This is a genomic window from Metabacillus sp. 84 (genome assembly GCF_050107715.1).
Taxonomy (GTDB): Bacteria; Bacillota; Bacilli; order Bacillales; family Bacillaceae; genus Metabacillus_B.
The window spans coordinates 562,416-586,240 of sequence record NZ_JBNILN010000001.1; the positions used below are offsets into that span (position 1 = coordinate 562,416).

At 47.2% G+C, this 23,825-nt stretch carries 17 protein-coding genes; 2 read left to right on the forward strand and 15 right to left on the reverse strand.

The window, feature by feature from the left end; translation table 11 throughout:
* Positions 1–139: 139 nt before the first annotated feature.
* The 11 genes from ACQCV8_RS02790 to ACQCV8_RS02840 form a co-directional block, all read right to left on the reverse strand.
* Positions 140–634: an acyltransferase gene (locus ACQCV8_RS02790; RefSeq protein ID WP_426843013.1), complete on the reverse strand. Its 495-nt coding sequence runs from the start codon at positions 632–634 to the stop codon at positions 140–142.
* Positions 631–2,055, reverse strand: a complete 1,425-nt coding sequence (murJ, locus tag ACQCV8_RS02795) for a murein biosynthesis integral membrane protein MurJ (RefSeq protein ID WP_426843014.1) — start codon at positions 2,053–2,055, stop codon at positions 631–633. The genes ACQCV8_RS02790 and murJ overlap by 4 nt, the downstream gene beginning before the upstream one ends.
* A 74-nt stretch (positions 2,056–2,129) precedes the next feature.
* Entirely contained in the window at positions 2,130–3,185 is a 1,056-nt protein-coding gene (locus tag ACQCV8_RS02800; RefSeq protein ID WP_426843015.1) for a polysaccharide pyruvyl transferase family protein, read from the reverse strand.
* 63 nt (positions 3,186–3,248) lie between these two features.
* Positions 3,249–3,929, reverse strand: a complete 681-nt coding sequence (locus tag ACQCV8_RS02805) for a sugar transferase (RefSeq protein WP_426843016.1) — start codon at positions 3,927–3,929, stop codon at positions 3,249–3,251.
* 15 nt (positions 3,930–3,944) lie between these two features.
* Positions 3,945–4,835, reverse strand: coding sequence for a UTP--glucose-1-phosphate uridylyltransferase GalU (gene galU, locus ACQCV8_RS02810; protein ID WP_426843017.1), 891 nt, complete (start codon positions 4,833–4,835; stop codon positions 3,945–3,947).
* A gap of 228 nt (positions 4,836–5,063) precedes the next feature.
* Positions 5,064–5,828: a tyrosine-protein phosphatase gene (locus ACQCV8_RS02815; protein ID WP_426843018.1), complete on the reverse strand. Its 765-nt coding sequence runs from the start codon at positions 5,826–5,828 to the stop codon at positions 5,064–5,066.
* Between the two features lie 112 nt (positions 5,829–5,940).
* Positions 5,941–6,648 carry a CpsD/CapB family tyrosine-protein kinase gene (locus ACQCV8_RS02820; RefSeq protein ID WP_426843019.1) on the reverse strand — a complete coding sequence of 236 codons (708 nt, stop codon included), beginning with the start codon at positions 6,646–6,648 and terminating at the stop codon, positions 5,941–5,943.
* Positions 6,638–7,378, reverse strand: coding sequence for a YveK family protein (locus ACQCV8_RS02825; RefSeq protein ID WP_426843020.1), 741 nt, complete (start codon positions 7,376–7,378; stop codon positions 6,638–6,640). The genes ACQCV8_RS02820 and ACQCV8_RS02825 overlap by 11 nt, the downstream gene beginning before the upstream one ends.
* A gap of 200 nt (positions 7,379–7,578) precedes the next feature.
* Complete coding sequence (locus ACQCV8_RS02830; protein WP_426843021.1) at positions 7,579–7,713, reverse strand: hypothetical protein; 135 nt, start codon at positions 7,711–7,713, stop codon at positions 7,579–7,581.
* Positions 7,714–7,849: 136 nt separating this feature from the next.
* Positions 7,850–8,575, reverse strand: coding sequence for a hypothetical protein (locus tag ACQCV8_RS02835; RefSeq protein WP_426843022.1), 726 nt, complete (start codon positions 8,573–8,575; stop codon positions 7,850–7,852).
* Positions 8,576–8,723: 148 nt separating this feature from the next.
* Positions 8,724–8,864 (reverse strand): hypothetical protein, encoded by a 141-nt coding sequence (locus ACQCV8_RS02840; RefSeq protein ID WP_426843023.1) that lies wholly within the window; start codon positions 8,862–8,864, stop codon positions 8,724–8,726.
* Positions 8,865–9,152: 288 nt separating this feature from the next.
* On the opposite strand from ACQCV8_RS02840, the gene ACQCV8_RS02845 reads away from it, so the two are divergent.
* Complete coding sequence (locus ACQCV8_RS02845; RefSeq protein ID WP_426843362.1) at positions 9,153–10,742, forward strand: SWIM zinc finger family protein; 1,590 nt, start codon at positions 9,153–9,155, stop codon at positions 10,740–10,742.
* Positions 10,735–13,479 (forward strand): DEAD/DEAH box helicase, encoded by a 2,745-nt coding sequence (locus tag ACQCV8_RS02850; protein ID WP_426843024.1) that lies wholly within the window; start codon positions 10,735–10,737, stop codon positions 13,477–13,479. The genes ACQCV8_RS02845 and ACQCV8_RS02850 overlap by 8 nt, the downstream gene beginning before the upstream one ends.
* Before the next feature lie 516 nt (positions 13,480–13,995).
* Here the strand turns inward: ACQCV8_RS02850 and ACQCV8_RS02855 are convergent.
* The 4 genes from ACQCV8_RS02855 to essC all read right to left on the reverse strand — a co-directional run bounded on the left by ACQCV8_RS02855 (position 13,996) and on the right by essC (position 23,819).
* A complete protein-coding gene (locus ACQCV8_RS02855; protein WP_426843025.1) occupies positions 13,996–14,559 on the reverse strand; it encodes an REP-associated tyrosine transposase in 564 nt (187 codons plus the stop codon).
* Positions 14,560–15,371: 812 nt separating this feature from the next.
* Complete coding sequence (essA, locus tag ACQCV8_RS02860) at positions 15,372–16,082, reverse strand: type VII secretion protein EssA (RefSeq protein ID WP_426843026.1); 711 nt, start codon at positions 16,080–16,082, stop codon at positions 15,372–15,374.
* 34 nt (positions 16,083–16,116) lie between these two features.
* Positions 16,117–19,356, reverse strand: coding sequence for a type VII secretion protein EsaA (gene esaA / locus ACQCV8_RS02865; RefSeq protein ID WP_426843027.1), 3,240 nt, complete (start codon positions 19,354–19,356; stop codon positions 16,117–16,119).
* Positions 19,353–23,819, reverse strand: a complete 4,467-nt coding sequence (gene essC / locus ACQCV8_RS02870) for a type VII secretion protein EssC (RefSeq protein WP_426843028.1) — start codon at positions 23,817–23,819, stop codon at positions 19,353–19,355. The genes esaA and essC overlap by 4 nt, the downstream gene beginning before the upstream one ends.
* Between the last annotated feature and the right edge of the window lie 6 nt (positions 23,820–23,825).

Below are 23,825 nucleotides of genomic sequence, written 5' to 3' on the forward strand. Positions count from 1 at the left end.
TTTTTGTTTACAATAAAAATTAACGTGATACAAATTAGCAACAATTGAAGTGGTTTGGGCAGAAATATTAGTATCCAAAATAGTAAAAATATATACTCAAGTTTCGATGAGTGGTTTTTTTTTGTAATCAAAATACTATTTAACCCCTTGAAAATTTTTTTTCTAGATATAACAAATTTTTATTTTTTAATTCTTTATACTTATCGACATCTCGTGTTTTAATAGGTTTAGCCGGATTACCGCCTATGATTGAATACTTGGGAACATCCCTCGTAACTACTGAACCCATAGCAATTACAGCACCTTCTCCAATTGTAATTCCAGGAACAACATTTACATTGGCACCTATCCATACATTCTCTTCGATAATTACATCCCCTAAAATATTACTAGAGTCATATGGTAAAAAATCACCATTATAATCATGATTCGATGTCATTATAGTTATGTTTGGTCCTATAATGACGTTATTTTCTATTATTACTTTACCTTCTCCCCAAAATTTCGCATTTGGACCTATATAGGCATATCCTTTAAAATGGATGTGGTCGGGGTAAGCACAACTAAAACCGGAGCAAATTTCAACTTTTTTATTTAACCATTTCAATTTTAGTTTCTTGTAAATTTTTTTCATTTTCCCTCCAGATTTAATAAATTCGATATACTCTCCTTAAATATATTCACGCGAAAAATATAACAAAATCCCCCATATAATAATGTTGAGATTAATAATAAGACAAAAACTTTTAAAAATAGGTTCATATCAGTAATAAAGTAATCTAACCCCATAGAGATGGTGAGAGCAAATAGTCCACTTATAGATATTTTTAACACTTCAATTAAAGTATATTTCAAATTAAATGTTAATGTATATTTTTTATTAAACCTATGAGTGATCATTACTACAGAAGCAACACTTGCAATTATAGTTCCAAACACTATGCCTTTAATGCCCATAACTGCACATAACACAATACTAAAGAATATTTTAACTAAAGTAACTAATAGACTGTTTTTAAGCGGAGTTACTGTGTCATTATCTCCATAAAAATATCGGTAAATTAAATCTCTTACTGCAGAAAAAGGCAATGATAAAAAATACAGAACAGAAAGGAAATATACGGTATCTGTTGCATTACTATTAAATGATCCTCTCTCAAAAAAAATAGTTATTGCTTGTCTTCCTAATAATATATATACCAATACTATGTAAAGCATTATTAAAGTGCTTAATAAAACATTCTTTTGTAAGTTTGATTGTGATATGACCTTATCTTTTTTCATAAGCTTTGCCATTTGAGGATACATAAAAGCAATAAGATTAACTAACACAAGTGAATTAACCATTGCAACAATCTGATTACTATAGCTTAGAATTGAAACATTACCTTCTCCTAATCTACTCGCTAAAATTGTATCTATTAGAATTGAGATTTGAAAGAATGCAGTACTTATAAAAATTGGCAATATACTTTTAAACATTTTTCTGAATTCTTTATCATTAATTCTAAAGTTTGGAATATAGGTGTATATAGATTTTTTAATCATAAAACACTGAAATATAAAATCCATAATAAATCCTAGTGAAATAGCTGCAGTGAAGTAAAATATTGTTAGATTGTTTGAAAATACAATAATTATTATAGCAATAGTTACAGATGTAAGCTGAGAGAATTTTGGGAATATATATTTATTATTAACTTGATAAATCGCATTAGTAAAACCTGTTAATGCCCTAAAAAACCCACCTATTAATAAAATTATTAATAGATCTGAAGCAAGATTAATGTGATAAAGTTCTTGACCACCTATTAGGGAAACAATACTGTTTCTAAAAGTTAAAAGTGAGCCTAAACATATCAATAATATAATGATTAAAACAGTGATGAAGGTATTTACACTTCTATAATACCCCTTGACTAAACTAGGTATAATTATCGTAGTAATAGCTGCCGCAAAGAAACTAAAAATAAAGGTGGTAATATTGTAGGCAATGTTATAAGCGTCCATTTCACCGCTAATACCAAAGTGAGAAGCTGCAATAGCACTCTGCATTAACATTATGACCTGGATTAACAATGTTAATAGCATTGTAATTATAAATTGAAAACTTATATTATTTTGCATCACTATTTACCTAACAGCTTATCAACTTCCGAAAAATGGTTTTCGGATGAGGCGGATATTTCTGTAATGTCAATGAAATTATCACTAATGCTATTAATTATTCCACTTATCTCTAAGTTTTCTATATCTCTTAATTCAATGAACTTATTATCTAATTGAATATCCATAAGAGCGTTGAGTGTTTTTTCACTATATACTATTGGGAACACAGGTTGTTTGTAAACTTGTGATAGTATAAAGGAATGGAATCTTAGGGATATTATGTACTCAATACTGGAAAACTGTTCTAAGAAAACATCAATATTTCCAGAATAATTGACTACTTTAATATTTTTTTTGAAATCTTCTTTAAAAGAATTAACTATTTTTCCTATAGCGTTTAAATCTCCTTCTTTTTCACAAAAAGAGAAGAGAAATACTTCATTTTTATTTTCGATTAATTTTTCAATGAGTAGTATCATCTTGTTAATATAAGCTTGATCAAATTCTTTAAGCTCTTTTCTATTTTCTAAATCCATTATAGATATACCTACACTATTTTTCTTTTTCGGTATTTCCCTCTCGGATTTATATCCATAAATAATATCCGGAGCTAATCGGACTTTTTTATTTTTAGAGAATAATTTAAAACTTTTTTCATCTCTAAAGCATATGTCATTAATTAACTTGAAATATATATTGTAGGCAATTTTAAATAAATCACTATTAAAAGGACCAAAATTTGCTCCTATGATAAAAACTTTCTTACTTGCTAATTTCAAAGGAATTGTAAAGAAAAGTCTTTTAAGAAAAAGTCCGTACCATCTTCTAGTCTGTATGAAAATCGAACCACCTATATTAATCATGGCATCAAATTTATAAAACGTTTTTATAAATTCTCTTTTTGATATGAATTTAAGGTTATATTCATTAACCAAACTGCTATTCTTTCCAGCAACGGATTCCAACATATACCACTCTGCGTCAGGGTATCTGTCAAACAATACTTTTAAAAACAGATCATCTCCCAGATTTTCTTCAAAATAAGCGAAAACAAGTACTTTGTACTTCTTACTCATATAATTCTCCTCTATTTTAAAATATGATGTTTTTGAGGGGGGAGGTACCCTCCTCGAATATACTTAGAAAGCGTCCTTTGAACCTAATAAAACTTTAAATGTTTTAAACATAATCTTTAAATCCATTAATATATTACATTCTGCAATATATTTAAGATCTAGTTCTATCATCTCTTCAAATGATAAGTTACTTCTACCGCTAACTTGCCAAAGTCCAGTACATCCTGGAATTACATTTAATCTTTTCATGTGATACTCATGATAGTCAAGTACTTCACGTGGGAGCGGAGGTCTTGGGCCAACCAGTGACATATCACCTTTTAATACATTAAACAATTGAGGAAGTTCATCAATACTTGTTTTTCTAATAAATTTTCCAACCTTTGTAACCCTTGGATCATTTTTCATTTTAAACATTGCACCAGATACTTCATTGAAAACAAGAAGTTCTTTTAACTTATCTTCTGCATCACTAACCATTGATCGGAATTTATACATATTAAATTCTTGACCACTTTTACCTACTCTTTTCTGAGTAAAGAAAATCGGCCCTTTCGGATCTTCCAGCTTAATTATTAACGCTACAACAATAAATAAAAGACTTAAAAGTATTATTCCGAGAAGTGCTCCTGTTACGTCCATAAAGCGCTTTACCAGATTGTATGTAGTCGTTTTTTTTCCAAAATCAACGGTTGACTCCTGATGCGAAGATTGTGCCGTACTTCCCTTTGCCCATTCTGACATTTCCGCGCCACTTCCTTAATTTGATAGTTTTTGAGTTTCCTGTTCAACCAGTTCTTGCATGAGTTCAACCAAGTCTGTTTTAAGGTCTTCATGCTGCAGAGCAAACTCCAAAGTCGTTTTCACAAACCCCAGCACTTCCCCCACATCAAACCGCTCACCCTCAAACTGATATGCATACACATTTTGCAAATGATTTAACTGCTGGATCGCATCGGTTAGCTGAATTTCTCCGCCTGCTCCAATTTCGTGTTTGCCTAGCAGCTCAAAGATTTCCGGAGTAAATACGTAACGGCCCATGATGGCAAGGTTCGATGGGGCTGTTCCCGGTGCTGGTTTTTCTACAAAGTTGTTTACGGCGCATCGTTTTCCTTCTATTGTAAGCGGGTCGACGATTCCGTAGCGGTGTGTTTCGCTGTGCTCTACCTGCTGCACTCCGATGATGGAGGACTCGGTTTCTTCGTATTGATTAATCAATTGGCGAAGGCATGGGGTGTCGGATTGGACAATGTCATCTCCAAGCAGGACGGCGAATGGTTCATTGCCGATGAAGTTTCTTGCGCACCATACGGCATGGCCAAGTCCTTTTGGCTCTTTTTGGCGGATGTAGGTGATGTTGGCGAGCTCTGAAGAGTAGCGGACCTTGTCCAGAAGCTCCGTTTTCCCTTTTGAGCTAAGATTTTCCTCAAGCTCAGGAGCATAGTCGAAATGATCTTCGATCGCGCGCTTTCCTTTCCCTGTGACGATGATGATGTCTTCTATACCGGATGCTACGGCTTCTTCGACGATGTATTGGATGGTCGGTTTATCTACGATTGGAAGCATTTCCTTTGGCATCGCTTTTGTTGCCGGTAAAAACCGGGTTCCAAGTCCTGCCGCTGGAATGATGGCTTTTCTTACTTTTTTCAAAGTTAATCCCTCTTTCAAATTGTGTTTTTTCTCTTTATTTTTATGATTTAAATGGTTTGCTCCCCTTGACCATTGCTGATCCGGGCGAGCAAACAATTTAAATAAAGTTGGGCATTCAACCCACCCTCACACCGCACTACTGACGACAAGCGTCTAAGGTTTGCACCCACAGTGCGGCCGAGTGTCTCCGTTGATAGAGGTTAGGAGGCATCACCTTTTGATGATTGTTTAAAAGATTCCTAGAAACTTTTTCTTTTTGATCCGTTCCGGGTTTTGCTTGTACACGGTTTGATTACCGATGAGCAGCTCGGCGTTTTCCTTAAAATAGTAGGTTGCCTGCCGGCCGAATTCTTTGCTGATTTCGGAATAGGCGTCTGTCATATAAAATCCTCTTGAGCTGGTGTTATGGGCATCTGATGCGATGAAGTGCGCCTGCTGGGCTTCGATTAGGTCCAGTGACAGCTTTTTGATTTTTTTGCCGAAGCCGCCGGCGATGCTGCCTGCGGTGACTTGGGTTAAGGCACCTTTTTTGACAAGGTTGTAAAGAATATCCGGGTTTTGCATGATTTCGCTATTTCGTTCGGGATGGACGATGATTGGAGTGAGTCCGGCCATTTGGATGTCGAATAGTAGCTTTTCTGCGTATCTTGGTACATGACCTGTTGGCATTTCGATAAAGAGATAGTTCGAGTCGTTTAAGGCAAGGATCTCCTCTTTCTGCAGATCCTCCAGAATGTCACCGTAAATACGGGTTTCCTGGCCAGGAAGAATGGTGAGCGGAATGTTTGCTTCGGTCAGCGCTTTGTTCGCTGCTTCTGTTCTTACTAGGATGTCTGACTTTATATTGATATATTTCCCGTTTTGATGATGGGGGGTTGCGATGATCTGTGTGATCCCCTCGTTCACCGCTGCTTTTGCCATCTCAATGGTGTCTGTGAGCGTTTGCGCCCCATCATCAATCCCCGGGAGAATATGACTGTGAAGATCAATCAAGTAAATCCACCTCTTTTTCCCTACAACTTTTGAATTATTGGTTTCAAAAAAATAACACAAGGGTAATACTACCATGCCTGGAATTGTCGGGAAAGGGGTGGATTTTGTCGAATTATGACTTTTTTACCCCATAATAATAATAGTAGTGAGAATCTTCCTGTTTTTTGTTATTTAATACCGCTCCAAGAATTTTCGCATTGGCATTCTGAAGAAGCTCTTTTGCTTTTTGAGCTTTATCGGTTTCCGTTTTGCCGCTTCCCACTACGAGAACGACTCCGTCCGTTTGATTGGACAGCACCTGGGCATCGGTTACCGCAAGGACTGGCGGCGTATCAAAAATGATTAGATGATACATTTTACTCGCTTCCTCAAGCAGCGCTCTCATGTTGCGTGATGCGAGAAGCTCAGATGGGTTCGGCGGAATCGGACCGCTTGTCAGGACATCCAGGCTGTCGACAGATGTCGTTTGAATGGCATGGTCCAGCATGACCTGCTTTGTCAGCACGTTCGTTAAGCCTGTATGGTTTTCTGCGTTAAATGTATAGTGAACCGTCGGCTTCCTAAGGTCTCCATCGATCAGAAGAACCCGTTTTCCCTGCTGCGCAAATACTACAGCGAGGTTCGCGACCGTTGTTGATTTCCCTTCACCCGGTCCGGCGGAGGTCACAATCATCGAATTTAATTCGTTTTCCACATTGGAGAACTCAATGTTCGTCCGGATCGTCCGGTATTGCTCTGAAATCGGTGATTTCGGATCTGCCATGGATATAAGGCTGCGGTTCTGCAGCTGAAAAATTTGCTGACGGTCTTTACGAGCCATATGTTTCACCTCTGTAGCTTTTCACTTTGGCGTTTCGTTCCTGGGCTTGAGCTTGTTCATCCAGGTTGATTGTCGCGATTGCTCCAAGAACCGGCAGTCCAAGAAGCTTTTCGATATCCTGTTCGGTCTTGATGGTGTTATCCAAGTATTCAAGAAGGAATGCTGCTCCCACACCGGCCATTAAACCGACTACCATGGCGATCGCCATATTCAAAACCGGCTTCGGCTTAATTGGAGACGGATCCTCTCCCATTTCGGCAACCGATAGGATACTTACGTTATCGACATTCATAATCGTTTTTACTTCCTGCTGAAACACTTTTGCCGTTGCGTTGGCGATGGCTGCTGCCTGTGCAGGGTTTTCGTCCTCTACCGTTACGGTGAAGACTTGGGAATCTTTTTCGCTTGCGACAGAAATGGTTTCACTTAAGTTCACGTTATCCAGCTTTAGCTGTTCTTTTACTTTGTCGATGACAGCCGGGCTTTTAATGATGACGCTGTAGGTGTTGATGAGCTGTACATTCGTTTGAATCTGGTTGAATTGGTACATTTCCTGATCGTTTTTGGATTGGTTGACTAGGATCTGCGTGGACGACTGATAGATGGGGGTTAAGAAAAAGTAACTGATGATTCCGCTCGTTGCGGTGGCAAGAGCCGTGATGATGAATATGAGTGCTAGCCGCTTTTTCAGCGTCTGAAACAGCTCTTTTAAGCTGATGGTTTCTTCCATGATGACCTCCGATGTTCGTAAACTAGTAACAATACATGCTATTATAATTGGCAAATTTACATTTTTCCACAAGTTTCAGGAAAAAGATACAAATTATTTACAAAGGTACAAAAAATGAGTGAGCGTCTACCATTTTCCAAAACTGCTAAATTTGACAAGACTCCAATAAAAATCCGGCCAGCGAACTGACCGGTTCTGCTTTACAGATTATGGGACAGCAGGGTGATCGCGGCCCCTGCGAGAATCGTAACGACAGGAATCGCAATGACGATCATTTGATTTTTGCGCTTTTTCTTCTGCTCTGCTTCTTCTGGTGTCAGCCACATATTGGACATATCTTCTCTCTCCTTAATCAAAGGTTTCTAGCATCCACTTGATTTATCGGAAAGATTCGACAAGTTCTTGTAGGTCTATTTTACTATATACACGCAATTCCCGCAATGTTTACCTGTTGCGTGATTTGCAGGCTGGTTAAAAAAAGAACGAGTTGCTGAGGCTGTCTTCAATGGCTTCGAGAACGCCTTTGCCCACCACATACATCACGATCGTGAAAATGATATTCAGGATGAGGCCGGCGTAAAATAGATCGAGCCCGCCATTTGAACGGCTTTTAAAGTTTGTCAGTGTGTAGTTAAGTGCCAGGAAAAATCCTGCGAGGCCGAGGCCGGCGAAAATTCCTGCCAGGGAATCCGCCTGGATGAACGTGCTGAACAGTGCAGCTGCGAACAGGGCTACAGGGACGATCAAATACGTTCCGAATACAGCGGACGACTCAGAAAAACGGGTGTTCACTCTTGCCATTTTCAGGCATGCAAAGACAGCTCCTGCCATGACGGCTACAATGAGGAAAAGAGTAATGGCCGGCATGAGCACAACGGTCTCAAATGGAACCCGGATAAACGACTGGCGGTTTGCGATGATAAAGGCGATAAGGGGAAGGATTAATGCATACAGGGCCATTGTAATCACCGCATTCGTGAAATCACGCTGCGTTGCATTCTCTGCTGCTTTTACCGGGGATTTTAGGGCTCTGGCGAAATAAGAAAAATAAAGGCCGCTTAGTTCTTTTCCTTTTTGGACATAGGCATTCGGGGCTGCCGGCTGTACCGCGGCTGCATTTCCGCCCATTAGAGCGGCTCCGCATGATCCGCAGAAGCTGCCGTCCTGCTGCTGGGTGCTGCATACTGAACAAGTCAATGGATATCTCTCCTTTTATTTAGGTCAAAGGAATTATACCAAAAGACTCATGTTCTAGGGTAGCTTTTTTGTAAAATTTATGTAAAGACAGAAAAAGAGTCCGGGGCGGGTGTCCGGACTCTTTTTTATCATGTATGGCGATCCTGATCTAGGATGCGTAGACTTTTTTCATTTGCAAGATGATTTCCTCTAGCATTTCTTTCGTCGATACGTTTCTTTGCTCGCCAGTGCGGTAGGCGTGCATAAGGATTTGCAGAAACTCTTCTTGCTTCATCTGCTTCATGTCCATTGTTCGTCGTTCCCTCTCATTTTACAGTTTTATACAATCTGGCATGAAAAACATTATAAAGCCGGATTGCTGGATTGGCAACAAGAATTTATTTTCTTCGAGTTGTTCTGACAATTAAGTCCCCGCTTTTTCCTTTTTCGAAACCTTTTAACGAAACATTTTTCTACGTTATAATATAGGAATGGATACTTTCTTTGGAAGTGCCTATTGTGCTAGGACTTTTAAAGATTTCGATAAGCGGGCGTGCCATTTGTCCCTTCCGCCCGAAAGGAGAGATTTCTTTTGCTGATGCGAGACCTTGATAAGGAGCGCGTTCTGCTGACGGCTGAACGGCTGCGGACGATATTAAATCCGGCTGATGAGGAAGACCGGAATCTTGTGAAAAAAGGGCTGATTTTATACCGCCAGGGAAGTGTCTATAATGTAAATGTTTCCGCCGAGCGGATTTCTGCGAAGGTGCAGGATGTCGCTCCTGTGTCGGTTACGCTTGATTTGGATTTTGTGCAGGCCAGCAGCTGTTCCTGTCCTGCGGACGGGTTTTGCCGTCATTTAATGGCTGCTTTTTTGTATGTATATGCGAGCGCGGATCGCATCGGAACGTTTGTGGACGCGTGGAAAGAGGATACAGCCGCCCAAATGATGCTGAATATGAAAAAGGCGAGTGACCTGTTAAAAGCCCAGTTCCGGCTCAAGGATGACTCGATTGAAAACTGGTATCAGTTTTTTGAGATGGAATATGACAAGCTGCCCGTCAAGACGATGCAGAGCCTGTATCATCAGTATTTTTACAAGCTGAAGCAGCGCGCCCCGAAGAAAATGGAGCTAAAGCGGCTCTTTACCATTCATTTAGGTCTGATCACGATTGAAAAGATGCTCGAGAGCTACAAGCGGACGAGGGCAAAGGATGCTTCGCTTCAGCATATGGCGCAGGTGTACCTCAATCATATGGAGCATGCGATTGAGCTTGAGCTTGATGAGATGTCCCGCTATGCAACGCCGTTCGCGCTCGATCCGCTGCTTGAGGAAAGCATGGACTATTTCCGCCGGCTGCTCGATGTGCCGGAGGTATTTTATCCGTCAGCGCTTCCCATTTATAAAATGCTTTGGGAGGAGCTTCTGAACCGGCCAAAATGGCTCGAGAAGGAGTATGAAAAGCTGACGTCCCATTACAGGGACGGCGGGATTGAATCCCGATATCTATACGGCATGCTCCAGATTCTCTTTCTTCTAAAGCGGGATGAGGAGCTGATCGGCATTCTCCGGGACGGGGGGAGCCTCCTTTTCCCCGGCTCTCTCAACTGGGTTCATGAGCTTGCCCAAACCGAGAACTGGCGCCGGCTCGAGAAGTGGATGCCTTATTTAATTGAAAACATCCCGGGCTACGTACAGTCGGACTTATCCAAGGTGGAGCTGAGACGGGGAGCTGAGCTTCTGCTTGCCGCTGTCGGGTCCTACGCAGATGAAAAACAGGCAGATGAGCTGTATGAGCAGGCCTGCCGGGACTTGCTGCCGCTCAGCTTTAATGAATATGAACACCTCCTCTCCATGGATGAACGCTACTACGAATGGGCAGAGCTGAATATGCTGCTGGGGTACCCGGTTTATGAGGTCGAGGGGTATTACCTGGATGAAGCGGAGAAAAATGAACCGGAAGCGGTGCTTGCCCTTTACAAGCAGACGATTTCCCTCGAGATGGAGATCCGCAACCGGGAGAGCTACAAGCGGGCAGTCCGTTTGCTGAAAAAAGTGAAGCGCCTCTATAAAAAGCTGAAGAATGAAGAGGAATGGGAAGACTATTTGGATATGCTCCAGGAACGGTACAAACGGCTGCGGGCCTTCCGGGAAGAACTCGTGAAAGGGAAGCTGATTGATGGATAGGTCTTTGCGATACGAACTTCATATAGAACAGACAGAAGACTGGCATTTTACCGTTTGGGCCACTAAGGGGGACGAGGTGCCGGTGAGCCTCCATGAGATGCGGCGGGTTTTTTTCACCTGGCATGAATCCTCTCATCATGGGACGAATCTCGAGGATATTACGTTTATCGGCACTCCTGCCTTTCTGCTGTCGCCGTGGATGACGGCCGAGCTGATCGGACATGATTCGTTCAATTCGATGGCCGGGATTACGGTTCACGATCAGGGCTTGCAGCCAGCGGCGAAGCGCATTTATGAGCTTGTCGCAGACGGCGCGTACATGCCGGATTATGAGGCATGGAAAAAAGGAATCAGCGGGTGGAAGCCGGCTGGTGCTGATCTGGAAGGGTTTGCGGCGGAGTGGTTTTCCGCGGCGGTGACCGATTTGATTTCCATGAAAAAGAGTCTGCGCACAGCGTGGGGAGAGATTACCGATGCCCATCCGGTGCTTACGAATTTTACGGGTTATTTTTTGGATGAAAAGGATTGGCTTGAGCGGATCGGCTGGTATGTGGACGAGAAGCCGTTTACGATCGGGCTGCGCCTGAACGAGCCGGAGTATGATGGCGGCGAGTGGCGCCTTGAGGTGCTGCTCCGGAGCAAGAAGCGGCTGGATGATTTGCATGTGTATGAAGGTCCCAACAGCCTCCCGCACGGCTGGAAAGGCTTTGCCGATGACGTCGAACGGGAGCTGGACCGGTTTCAGCAGGCTGTTCCGTTTTTAAGCTTTACCGGCGGAGTGACGCTCGTAACCGAGGACGAGGCGTGGATGTTTTTGACGGAGTCGAGCGAAACGCTCGTGAATATGGGGATTGAGATTCTGCTGCCATCGTGGTGGCAGGTTGTGAAGGAATCGCAGATGATGGTGAAGGCGAAGCTCTCCTCCACCCCGCGCGGACAGTCCTTTGTCGGGATGAATACGCTCGTTGATTTTAACTGGCGGTTCGCGACGAACGGAGTGGAGATGTCGGAGGAGGATTTTAACCGGCTCGTGAATGACCAGCGCAAGCTCGTGCAGATCCGCGGCCAGTGGATCAAGCTGGACCCGGCGTTTATTCAGCAGGTGAAGACGCTCTTGAAAAAGGCGGAAAAGGAAGGGCTGCACGTCTCCGATGTGCTTCACCAGGAGCTTTCCGGCGAACGGGATGACGAGACCGGTGAGGCCGGCGGCGCGTTTGAGAACATTGAGATCGAGCTCAGCAAGCAGATGCGCGGCATCATGAAGAGGCTGACGACGATGAGCAGCGAGAAGACGTATGACGTTCCTGGCGATTTCCTGGGAAATTTGCGGCCTTATCAGCAGCAGGGCGTGGATTGGCTGCTGGGCTTGCGTGAGAACCGGTTCGGGGCGTGCCTCGCCGACGACATGGGACTCGGAAAAACGATTCAGATGATCGCCTACTTTACGTATGTAAAGGCAGTCGAAAAGCCGGATACGCCGGCCCTGATTATCGCCCCGACGTCCGTTCTCGGCAACTGGCAAAAAGAGATTGAGAAGTTTGCGCCTCACTTGAAGGTGAGGCTGCACTATGGTCCGATGAGGTCGCGCGGCGAGCTGTTTGGCGCGAGTGTGCTCGGCCAGGATATTGTGCTGACGTCGTACGGGCTTGCCCACTCCGATCTCGAGGACTTGGAACAGGTGACGTGGAGCTCGGTATGCATCGATGAAGCGCAGAACATCAAAAATGCCCACACGAAGCAATCGCGGGCGATCCGGAAGCTGAAGGGTGAGCAGCATATCGCCCTGACCGGAACGCCGATGGAAAACCGCCTGACCGAGCTCTGGTCCATTTTTGATTTTATTAACCGCGGGTACCTCGGCAGCCTGCACTCGTTTCATAAGAAATTCGTACTGCCGATTGAGAAGGACCGCGAGACCGGGCTCGTCGAGCAGCTGCGGAAATACATCCGCCCCTTCCTGCTGAGACGGACAAAGCGCGATGAGCAGGTCGCACTGAACCTGCCAGAAAAGCTCGAGCAGAAGGAATACATCCCGCTCACCGTCGAGCAGGCGTCGATGTATGAGCAGGTCGTGAAGGATACATTTGAACAGGTCGCCCAGGTCGCCGGGATGCAGCGCAAGGCGCTGATCCTGAAGATGCTCGGCAAGCTGAAGCAAATTTGCGATCACCCGGCGCTCTACTTGAAGGAGCTGTCCCCGAGCAAGGTGGTGGAACGGTCCAATAAGATGGAAAAACTGATCGAGCTCGTGTCCGCGATCCGGGAGCAGGACGAAAGCTGCCTGATTTTCACCCAGTATATCGGAATGGGCGAAATGATGAAAAAGCTGCTCGAGCGCTCATTCGGCGATGGCGTCCTGTTCCTAAACGGCAGCGTCGCCAAAACCGAACGCGATCGGATGGTCGAACGCTTCCAAAGCCGCGATATTCCGTTCCTGATCCTGTCGCTTAAAGCGGGCGGAACCGGACTGAACCTGACCGCCGCCAACCACGTCATCCACTTCGACCGCTGGTGGAACCCAGCCGTCGAAAACCAGGCAACCGACAGAGCCTACCGCATCGGCCAAGAACGGTTCGTCCACGTGCACAAGCTCATCACAACCGGCACGATCGAAGAGAAAATCGACGGCATGCTGGATAAGAAGCAATCGCTGAATGACGAGATCCTGGCGAGCGAGAACTGGATTACGGAGCTGAGTACGGATGAGCTGGAGGAATTGTTTAGTTTGACGGTGTAGGTGTGGGGTAACCTTGGGGTCTGGCCCGACTTGCTTTAACGTGTGTGGGGACGGAGGCATTGGTGGCTGAACCCTTGCGCAGCAAGAGGTTTCAGGGGGTGGTGCCGGAGCTTTAGTTCGGTAGTGAAGTGCGGGACAGGCACCGTGCCTGTCCCCACTTGCTTTAACGCATGCGGGTACGGAGACTAAAGAACTGTATCCTTTGTGCAGCAAGTCTTTGCAGAGATGGTGCCAGAGCTTTAGTTCGGTAGCGAAGTGCGGGTCTGGCACTAGCAAAATTTACTCCTAGGTACGAAAACCAAAATAGGCAGCCATGCGGCTGCCTATTTTCTATAACCACATTATGTTAGCAAACAAATTTCGAGCGGGTTTTCGGCTCGTTCGGGGCGGCGGCTTGCCGCAAATGGGACAGGAACCTGCGGGGTGTAGGCGTTAGCCGTACAGCCCGCGGTTATCGGCCCATTTAGTCCCGAAGCGACGCGTACGGCCTGACAGAAAGGCGGGTTTCCTTTCTGATCAGTCCGTAGCGCTGCCGCCCTGCAAAGGCCTTTTTAATTCGACAAAGCGCTGATAGTTTTTCTCAAACGGCTTCGGAAAAAGGGCGAGGTGTTTTTCTTTCGTGAGATATGGATTTGGATGGTTGCGGATGTAGCTCTCGTAGCTGCTCCAGAGGTATTCAGCCGGATTGTAGACGAGGCTTGCTTTTACGGGATTCATGTGGATGTAGCGGCTTGTTTCTTTGAATTGATAATCGTCTGCAATTTCAGCAGCATCGAATCTTCCCTGAAAGAGGTGGCCTTCGTATTTGTGACGGTGGTTCACAAATACGGCGTAGCGGGAATGAAGGACCCGGATAATGGTGCCAAGCGGGTCGCGTCCGGTTTCCAGAAGGAGATGAATGTGGTTGGACATGAGGCAGTAGGCATGAAGTTTGAATGGGTAGGCTGTTCGGACTTCACCGATCAGTTCTAAGTATTTTTCACGGTCCTTTTTGTAGTGAAAGATTTCCATTCTACGGTTTCCTCTGGCTGTGACGTGGTAGAAAGTGTGGGGCTTCCAGTTTCTCGGTTTGCGCGGCATTGGTTAGAACTCCTTTCTATGGTTGGGTTTAGAATAGCTTTGGGGACAGAGATGGTCAAATGAGGATTTTTCGGTTTTGGGGCGGAGAAAGGTAGTTTTACTAGTCTTGTGGTGGGGTGGGGTTGGGTTGGTGCCTTGGTGCCTGGCCCCACTTGCTTTAACGCATGTGGGGTCAGAGGCTTGGGCGGTGAAAGCCTTGTGTGGTGCGCATTTGGAGAGGTTGTGCCGGAGCTTTAGTTCGGTAGTGGAGTGCGGGTCTGGACCGGTGCCTGGCCCCACTTGCTTTAACGCATGCGGGGTCAGAGGCTTGGGCGATGAAAGCCTTGTACAGCAAGCGATTGGAGAGGTGGTGCCGGAGCTTTAGTTCGGTAGTGGAGTGCGGGTCTGGAACGGTGCTGCCAGATCCTGCAAATGGGGATTTTTCGCAAAGAAAGTTAGTTTTACTAGTTTTGTGGTGGGGTTGGTGCCTGGCCATACTTGCTATAACACATGTGGGGCCAGAGACTTGGGCGGTGAAAGCCTTGTGTGGCGCGCAATTGGAGAGGTGGTGCCGGAGCTTTAGTTCGGTAGTGGAGTGCGGGTCTGGAACGGTGCCTGGCCCCACTTGCTTTAACGCATGCGGGGTCAGAGGCTTGGGCGGTAAAAGCCTTGTGCAGCAAGCGATCGGAGAGGTGGTGCCGGAGCTTTAGTTCGGTAGTGGAGTGCGGGTCTGGCACGGTGCCGCCGGAGCCTTTCCTCGCCGGACTCCGCCTCTGACGTCACCGCAAAAACCAAAAAAACAAAGCCCCCACACTCCAGGCTTTGTTCATTCGTTACAGTTCTTCTTTTTTCCCTGCTGTCATTCTCGGGATGATCAGGACGAGGATCAGCAGGAGGCCGATGCCGATGATGATCATGTAGAGGATGGTGAGTGATGAGGTGGCTTGCTCGGCTTCCTGCAGCTCTTCTTCGGTGGCCGGTGTGGCGGCGGTTTGGAATAGCTGGTCGCTGTTTAGGAAGAGTTCGAGCTGTTTGGCTTTGGCGCCGGTTGTGTCGTTTTCGATGCTGTAGGCGGTGAAGAGTTCGTTTCTGATTTCTTTGAATGGGTCTGGGTCGGGCATGGTGAAGACCAGGTCTTTTTGGGCTTCGGGTATGGCTTGGCGTTTGTTGTAGAGTGATTCGTCTTTGAAGTAGTCGGTTTTTGGTTTGATGGTTTCTTTTTGATAGATGTTGGGTTCCAGGTCTTCGATGTCGATGGTGTCGGTTTCTTCTGCTGATGCCTGTGCCGCTGGAATTAGGAAGAAAAGGGCCGCTGTGAGCAGTGCGGCCATTTTCCAGTTGTTTCTGGGTTTTGCTTTTCCGATGGGTTTTGTACCCTGGATTGATTTTGTGCTTTCGATGGTTTCCCTGGTTTTAATGGTGCCGACCGTTTCCATGTAACCCATGGTTTTCGTGGTTCCGGTCGTTTCCATGGAACCTATGGTTTTCATGGTTCCGGTGATTTCCATGGACCCCATGGTTTTCGTGTTTCCGGTGGTTTTCATGTGCCCGTTCCCTCCTGGGTCATGGCGTTGTTGGTTAGGCTTCTTGTGCTTCCTTGGCTTCGCGGTTGTCGATGATCGTTTTGATGATGATCGGCACGATGGTCAGGATGACAAGGATTCCTCCGAGGACGAGTGCGGCTTCCGTGAATAGGTTGCTTGCATCTTCCTGGATGGAGATGTAGACGGCTGACATTGGGTCGCTGAATGTAAAGTTTGGCACGGTCAGGGACAGGAGCGGGCTGACAAACAGGGCGATGATGGCGATGTTTGCGAGCATGCCGGCTGTGTTCCCGAGCATGTAGGCGACCCGGATGATGCTTGATGCTGTGAGCAGGAGCAGAATGGTGAAGATGGACCATTGGATGGCTCTGTCTTCAGGCAATGAGTAGATGTCTGCTCCGAATAGGCTGATGATGAGTCCTGCGATGATGTTGAGCAGGATGAAGAGCGGTGCGCTCAGCCAGATTGGTGCTGCTTTGAAATAGGTGCTGAAGAATCCGATCAGCAGGCTTGTGAGCATGACGATGACCAGGATGACGACCGGTGGTACGGATTTGGCTTGTTCGATTGGTTCGTCGCCTGAGATTTGGATTGGGCTTGCGAGATGCTCGTAGACGTAGCCGTTGTCCTGGCCGTCGACGTCGGTGTTGCTGAGGACGTCGAAGATTTGGTCGCGGGATTGTTCGGTTGCTTCTACGTTGGCTGCCCATTTGGCGTTGAGTTCGTCGGATTCTTCCTGGACTTCGTCTACTTTTTCGAATAGCTCGTCGGTGTAGGTGACGATACCGGATTGCCGTTCGCCGAGGCTTCCGAGCAGGCTGTTCATTTGGCCGATTTGGGTTGCGACGCTTTGGCTTCCGCTCACCAGGCCGCTTTCGCTTGCTGCCGGCTGTTCGGGTGCTGGTACCGGGCTGTTTTGGCCGAGTACGGGTTCACCGCCTGGTGACTGGATTTGGGCGAGCAGGTCGGTTGATGTCGTCTGGATGGCTGCAATTTCTTCCATCATGGCGGCTTCGGCGTCTGTTGTGGCCAGGTTGTATTCTTCTACATAGCCTCTGAGCGATTCTTCGAGACGGGACAGTTCAAGCTGGACGGATGGGAGAAGGGTTTTGATGTCTTCTGCCGGTTTGGTTACGGACTCTTCGGGTTTCAGGAGGTCCGTTGTCTGGGTGTCCAGGTTTTCGTTGCCCATGACGGTGTCGATGGCGGACTGGTCATTGCTGTAAAGCTTTTTCAAGGTTTCGTCGTATGCGTCAAGCTTTGCATAGTATTGCAGCAGGGCTGTGGTGTCCTGGTTCGTGATCGGGTTTTCAAAGAGTTCTTCCAGCGCTGTTCTGCGTTCCTCTGACAGGTTGGAGGATTCCAGAATGGCGCGCTCTTTTGCTTCGATGGACTGGACGGCTCCATCCATGCTGCCGCGGACGGCTGCGAGCTGCTCGGACAGCATTTCATAGCCTTCTAGGAGCTGGCCGTAGGCTTCTTTCCATTTGCTGTTGTTTTCGCTGACCTGTTCAAACCTTTTTTCGAAATCCGCCAGCTGTTTGGCGAGGGTTTCATATTCTTTTGTCAGCTTGGCGATCTGTTCGAGCAGGCCGTCGCTGTTCTTTTCAGAGAGCTGCTGTTCGATTTGCTTTGCTTTTTCAGCAATTCCGCCGAGTCCTTCCGCTACGGAAACGGCTTCCTGCGGTTTAGGATCCGGAATGGCGTTCAGTGTTTCCTGAAGGGCTTTTGCTTCGTTTTCGATTTCGGTCAGTGCTTTTCTTTGTTCCCCGAAATCACCGCCGCCTTCTTCGTCTTTTACCTGTTCAAATTCTTCAAACAGGGAGAATGCTGCAATCGACATATTGACAGGGGCTGGATCCGCTCCGGGAATTTCCGGGAGTTCTGGAATTCCTTCGTTCCCTGGTGTTCCGGAGTCATCCGGGTTGCCCGGCTGGTCTGGATTACCTGGCCCGTCCGGATTCGGGCTGCCCGGCTCGTCTGGATTACCTGGCTCGTCCGGGTTCGGGTTATCCGGGTTTGGGTTGCCTGGGTTATCAGGGTTGCCTGGGTTATCAGGGTTGCCCGGTTCATCCGGATTGCCTGGGTCGTCCGGGTCGGGGTTGCCTGGGTTATCCGGGTCTCCCGGTTCGTCTGGTTCGCCTGGTTCGTCAGGTGTGTCCGGCAGATCTGGGGTTTCCGGTTCTTCGGTTTCTTTTTCAAGCTCGGCTCTCAGCGGCTGCATGTCCTGCTGGAGCTGGGTGAGGCTGTTTTGGTTGACGGCTTTCTGGTAGAGCTCCATGTACTGGGTGTAGACGGTTTGCAGTTCGGTTTCCTGGTTTCGGGATTGCTCCTGGAGGCTGCGCTCGAGCTCGCTGATGCTTGTGTTTCCGGCATTGAGCGATTCGTTGGCTGCGAACAGTTCGTCATAGTAGGCGTTTGTCTGGGCTGCGAACATGCCGGCGGAGCCGGTGTTTGTTTCAGTGTAGCTCAGCATGGTGTTTTGCAGGTCGGACAGCGATTGCTGCTGGACCTCGTTCATGAGGGAAATTTGGTTTTCCCGGTATTCACGGTAGTCGTTGACGTAGCCTAAGAATCCTTCGAGGCTTTGGGCCAGTTCTTCTGCGCTTTGCTCGCGGTCAGGAGCTTCTTTGGAGGCGTCGGCCATTGTTCCCTGAAGCTGCTGGAGCATTTCCTGCTGGTTCTGGATCTCCTCTGCCAGTCCTTTGGAGCTTGGCTTGTAGAAGGCGACCATTGTTGCCTGGAAGTTTTCTTCTTTTTCAAGGATATCGTCGAATTTTTCTTTTACATCGTCCATTTCCTGGGCAATGGAATCCCAGTAGATGATAGACATGGTTTTGCTTGCGCGGTCAGATGCTTCCTTGATTTCACCGAGGACCTTTTCTTTGTCGACGGCTGTGAGCTGGTCTTTTACCTTGAAATTGAATTCCGCTTTTTCGGGTGCTTCGCTTTCGTAGGTCATAATGTTTTCTGTAAAGTCGCTCGGGATGTAGACAACCGCATCGTAGGAGTCGTTTTTCAGGCCGTTTTCGGCTTCACTGCGGGTCGTATCGATCCATTCGTAGCTGGAGTCTTTTTTGAAGACCGGGAATACTTCCTTTCCGAGGTCCCCCTCGCTGCCGTTTTCTTCATTGACGACAGCGATGGCTTTGGCTGATTTGTTCCGGATCTCCATCGGATTTTCTCCGATTGTCTGGAAAAACAGGGCAGGGACGGTAAGAATGAGAATGACAGCCATGATCATTTTCATCATACGTTTTGTTTGTTCCGTCATGAATAGATCTTCCTTTCAATTGCGCTTAGAGGAATTTGTATTTTGGTCACTTTTCCGTTGTCTGCATAGTAGCCGAAGCCTGCGCTGATTTCTTGTTCTTTGCGGTCATACGGCAGCTGCACGAGCGATTGTTCGGATTTTTTCATTAAAATAATAGCCTGGCGGACCTGCTTGAGTTCAGATGATAAAGCGTCGAAGCCTTTTGATATTTCGTTCGGATTTCCTGAAGCAATGATATTAAAGCCAAGGTGGCCGTAATTTTTCATAGCCTTTGAAAGGCGGTCCAGCAAGAGCGGCTCAGCGGCCTGCAGGAATCTTCCATAGCCGTCGATGGCAAGGATCAGCGGCGGGAACAACAGGTCCCCGGCTTTTCCATCCTGAACGGCCTGGACATACTGTCTGTCCCGTTCATTTAGGACCGCTTCGGTTTGATCGAGCCATGCTGTGATGCTTTCCTTCGCTTCGACGTAATCCACCCGATCCTCGGAGGCGTAGCTTGAGAGGCCGCGGTCGATGGAGTCAAATACCGCGATCCGGTCTTCCTGTGTTTTCAGAACGGTATTGATAATGACTTTAAGTACATTGGTTTTCCCTTTTTGAGCCTGGGCGATGATGAGGCAGTGCTTGTTTTTCAGCAGGTTCAGGCTGACTGGCTGCACAAGCTCCTCATGAAGCCCGATTGGAATGATGCCTGGCTTTGGCTGGGTCTCGACGTATTGGGTAAAGGTAATCGTCGAGAGCTCGGACGGGAGCATCGGCACCGGCTTCGGACGCTTACAGCTGCTGTATTTTTCAACAAGCATCTGGATATCCTCTTTAAGCTGATCCATCATTTCATAGTCATCTGCTCCGTCAGCCGGCAGGAACATTTGGGCAAAGTAGGTTTGATCCTTCTTGATGAAGGCCCGTCCAGGCAAGGCTTCCATATCATATGGAGGCTTGCCGATGATGCCGAACGCCTCGGAGCTGTCGAGCATATAATGGACAATTTTTGTTTTCAGGTTGTTCATCATGGCATGGCGGACGGAGTTCCCTCTTGACGCTGTGAGGATCATGAACAATCCGAGTGACTGCCCGTCGCGGAGCAGCTGGTTGATTTCTGTTTCCAGATCATACATTTCTTCGCGGATGATATCGAAGTTTTCGATGGCGAGCATGATGATTGGAAGCTTATTGTCGTTCAGGTTGTTGTACATTTTGATGCTGCTCACTTCATGCTGCTGGAACAGCTTTTTCCGGCGGGTTAGCTCTTCTTTAATAAGCACCATGAATTTCTCAATTTTACGCGGCTGGTCCATGAGCAGATAGTCCGCTGTATGCGGAAGCTGTCTGAGCGGAAGGAGCGCGCCGTTGCCGAAGTCGAGCATGTAGATGTGCAGCTCCTCCGGAGTCAGCTTGGCGGCCATTCCCATCAGAAGCGTCATGACGGAAACGGATTTCCCGTAGCCTGACGTTCCGAAAATACCGATGCTGCCATCGTCGATCATCTTGTAGGAGAACGGAGTCTGGCTTTGCTTTTCCGGTTCATCGATCATGCCCATCACCACTTCATTTTGCCGCTCGGACATGTAGGCGATTCTTGAAAGGCGCTCTTCAAGCGGCGGCAGCCACGGGCTTGCGAGCTTTTTGATGCCGAGCTTTTTCTGGGTCTCTTCAATTTTCCCGACGACCACTTCGATTTCAGTCTGAGCGTCCCGCTTTTTCTCTGCCGTTCCGGACAGGTCGGAGAGCGGAACGAAGCCAAGGTCTGTGACGAGGGCAACCTCATCCTCGCCTTCCTGCGTTTCTTCGTTGTAAGGCGCGCCGCTCCATGCGGATTGGAACAGCTCGTACACCTCGTTGTTTCCAACCTGCAGGTATCCGCGTCCTGTAACGGTGATGGCAGCAGCGTCCGCATTTTTTAAAATTTCCTTACTGTCACTTGCATCCTGGACTTTGAGGGCGACACGGAAACGGGCGTTGCTCCAGATCTGGTTATCAATGACGCCGGTCGGCTTCTGGGTCGCGAGGATCAGATGGACCCCGAGGCTACGTCCAATCCGGGCAGCACTGACCATTTCCCGGATAAAGTCCGGCTCTTCACTCTTCAGCTCGGCGAACTCATCGGAGATCAGGAACAGATGGGGAAGCGGGAGCTCCGCTTCGCCTTTTTTGTAAAGCTTCGTATAGTCATTGATGTGATTCACTAAGTACTGATCAAACAGCCGCTGACGGCGCTTCAGTTCGCTTTTAATGGAGGCAAGTGCCCGGGCGCTGAAGTTTTTGCTGCCTTCAATGTTTGTAATCGTTCCAAGCAAATGGGGCATGTTTTTAAACGGCTGTGCCATTCCGCCCCCCTTATAGTCGATCAGGAGGAACGCCACCTCGTGCGGATGAAAGTGCGCGGCGAGCGACAGGATGTACGTCTGCAAAAATTCACTTTTTCCGGATCCCGTCGTACCGGCGAGCAAGCCGTGGGGCCCGTGTGCTTTTTCATGAAGGTTCAGCTCGACAACGTCCTCTTTCCCTTTCAGCCCGATCGGTACGGCAAGGGATTTTGCGGACTCCCTCGTGAGCCAGTTCTGCTCAATCGGAAGCTCGTCCACTTCCTTTGCATTGAACATGCCAAGGAAGGAGACGCTGTTCGGAATCGAGTTGGTCATTCCGGTTTGGTGATCGAGCGTCCGGAGTGTCCGTGCAAACGTTTCGTTGTTTTCCATTGTATGGTGATCAAGGGAAAACGGAATTTGGACCGCCTTCTTTTCCTTAATCAGAATGTCGCCTTCATTTTCATTCACATAGCGGACGAGGGTATGAATATGCTCGGTCAGGCTTTCTTTATTTTCAGCTGCAAAAATCGCAGAAATGCCTATGTTCCTGTTTTCACCTTCAAGGTATTCAAGGATCACATGGTCGGCAATGAGCTGATGGTTGGCCACGATAAAGACGATATGAGGCGAAAAGATCAGCTCTTTATCCTCCTGAATATCCCGCTCGCGGATCAGCTCGTACAGCGAGGACAGAAGCTGATCGCGCGTCTGCTCGTTGTAGATCAGCCCCTTAGCATAGGCATGCGGCAGCTGGAAATGCGGAAGCCATTTTACCCACTGCCAGTCCTCATACTCTTTTTCATCAAAAATGAAAACGAAGCGGAGGTCATGATAGCTGTGGAAAAAAGCAAGCTGTCCAATGAGCTGATGAAGCTCTTTTTTCACGATTTTTTCTTTTCCAATCAGTCCCATGGCCCCTTCTTTCAGGCTCACAGGAATCGGAACAGGCCCGATTTCCTTGTAGGCTTCTTCAAGCTCCTGCGACTGTTCAAGCAGGTCATCGATTTCCCTGTTTGCCAGGTCTGAGGAGCTCATTGAAACGGTATAGCTGGACGGACTCTTGCCGTTTCCGATTCTGAGCTGCAGAAAATCGGCGCTTTCAAGTGTCCGCTCCCAGATCCTGTCGGAGATATCCTCGGTCATGTATTTCATCTTTTCAAAGGAAGGAAAATGATAGAAAAGGACGTTTTTCTGTTTTTCGGCAAGCTCCTGCAATTGCTTTCTGGAACGCTCGAGATAGGCAGCGTAAACGCGCACGCGCCTCGCTTCCCTTCGTTTTCTCGTTTTACGGTCTTTGAAATATTGGGTAGAAGATGTAATAAGGGTCATTCCGAACATCGCCATTGTGATGATAATATAGATGCCCCGCGGCTGGATGAGAGCGACGAGCCCCATCAGGATCAGCATCACAAGCGGCGGCAGAATAATGAGCCAGAGCCCCCGGTTGCTGTCATCCGATTCCTGAAGCGGCATGTTCAGGTTTACTTTTTCCTCCGGCAGCTCGTAAATCATCCTCGGTGTGCGCCGGTAAACCGGATATTTCTTCTTCATTTCACTTTCTGGCTTTTCTATTTCCGGAAGCGAAGTCCGGAATTCCTGCAGATCGCTGACGGAAAGAATATCCTGATCCGTAAAGTGGACAGTCATAAAGCCCCACAGCAGAATATCTCCAACCTGCAGATCGGTTGTTTCTGTAACACTGTGCCCATTTTTATAAAGATGCTTGCTGCTGGATTCGATGACCCAGCCGTCTTCTGCTTTTCTCAATCTGAACCAGCCGTCTGAGGTCGGGCTTGAGCTTGCGATCTGCGCATCCTCATCCTGTGAGAAAAGGATTTCATGCTGATACCCGGTAAAAAGCGGCTTTGCCTCCACCGGATCAGGCGTTAGACAGAGAACAAGGGTCTGCCCGGCTTCTTCCCACACGAATGAGCCTTTTTCAGGAAGGCTTCCTGACTTTTCTCCATTGTGGAAAACCGAAAATTCTCCACTGCCCTCTTCCTTTTCCAGTTCAAGGGATCCTGATGAAAATGGAAACGAACGCACAGTGACCGTGTCCGTGAACTCAGGACCAATCGTCAGAGAACGGGTGGATATACTGGATATGGTATATGGCTGATAAGTCCGCTGATAAAAGACCCATAACGTGCTCATAAGAAG

Excerpts from the sequence above, each read along its gene's own strand:
- ACQCV8_RS02790 (WP_426843013.1), bottom strand. The coding sequence starts at position 634 with ATGAAAAAAATTTACAAGAAACTAAAATTGAAATGGTTAAATAAAAAA.
- murJ (WP_426843014.1), bottom strand. The coding sequence starts at position 2,055 with ATGCAGAGTGCTATTGCAGCTTCTCACTTTGGTATTAGCGGTGAAATG.
- ACQCV8_RS02800 (WP_426843015.1), bottom strand. The coding sequence starts at position 3,185 with ATGAGTAAGAAGTACAAAGTACTTGTTTTCGCTTATTTTGAAGAAAAT.
- ACQCV8_RS02805 (WP_426843016.1), bottom strand. The coding sequence starts at position 3,929 with ATGTCAGAATGGGCAAAGGGAAGTACGGCACAATCTTCGCATCAGGAG.
- ACQCV8_RS02820 (WP_426843019.1), bottom strand. The coding sequence starts at position 6,648 with ATGGCTCGTAAAGACCGTCAGCAAATTTTTCAGCTGCAGAACCGCAGC.
- ACQCV8_RS02825 (WP_426843020.1), bottom strand. The coding sequence starts at position 7,378 with ATGGAAGAAACCATCAGCTTAAAAGAGCTGTTTCAGACGCTGAAAAAG.
- ACQCV8_RS02830 (WP_426843021.1), bottom strand. The coding sequence starts at position 7,713 with ATGTCCAATATGTGGCTGACACCAGAAGAAGCAGAGCAGAAGAAAAAG.
- ACQCV8_RS02840 (WP_426843023.1), bottom strand. The coding sequence starts at position 8,864 with ATGGACATGAAGCAGATGAAGCAAGAAGAGTTTCTGCAAATCCTTATG.
- ACQCV8_RS02845 (WP_426843362.1), top strand. The coding sequence starts at position 9,153 with ATGCGAGACCTTGATAAGGAGCGCGTTCTGCTGACGGCTGAACGGCTG.
- ACQCV8_RS02850 (WP_426843024.1), top strand. The coding sequence starts at position 10,735 with ATGGATAGGTCTTTGCGATACGAACTTCATATAGAACAGACAGAAGAC.
- ACQCV8_RS02855 (WP_426843025.1), bottom strand. The coding sequence starts at position 14,559 with ATGCCGCGCAAACCGAGAAACTGGAAGCCCCACACTTTCTACCACGTC.
- essA (WP_426843026.1), bottom strand. The coding sequence starts at position 16,082 with ATGAAAACCACCGGAAACACGAAAACCATGGGGTCCATGGAAATCACC.
- esaA (WP_426843027.1), bottom strand. The coding sequence starts at position 19,356 with ATGACGGAACAAACAAAACGTATGATGAAAATGATCATGGCTGTCATT.
- essC (WP_426843028.1), bottom strand. The coding sequence starts at position 23,819 with ATGAGCACGTTATGGGTCTTTTATCAGCGGACTTATCAGCCATATACC.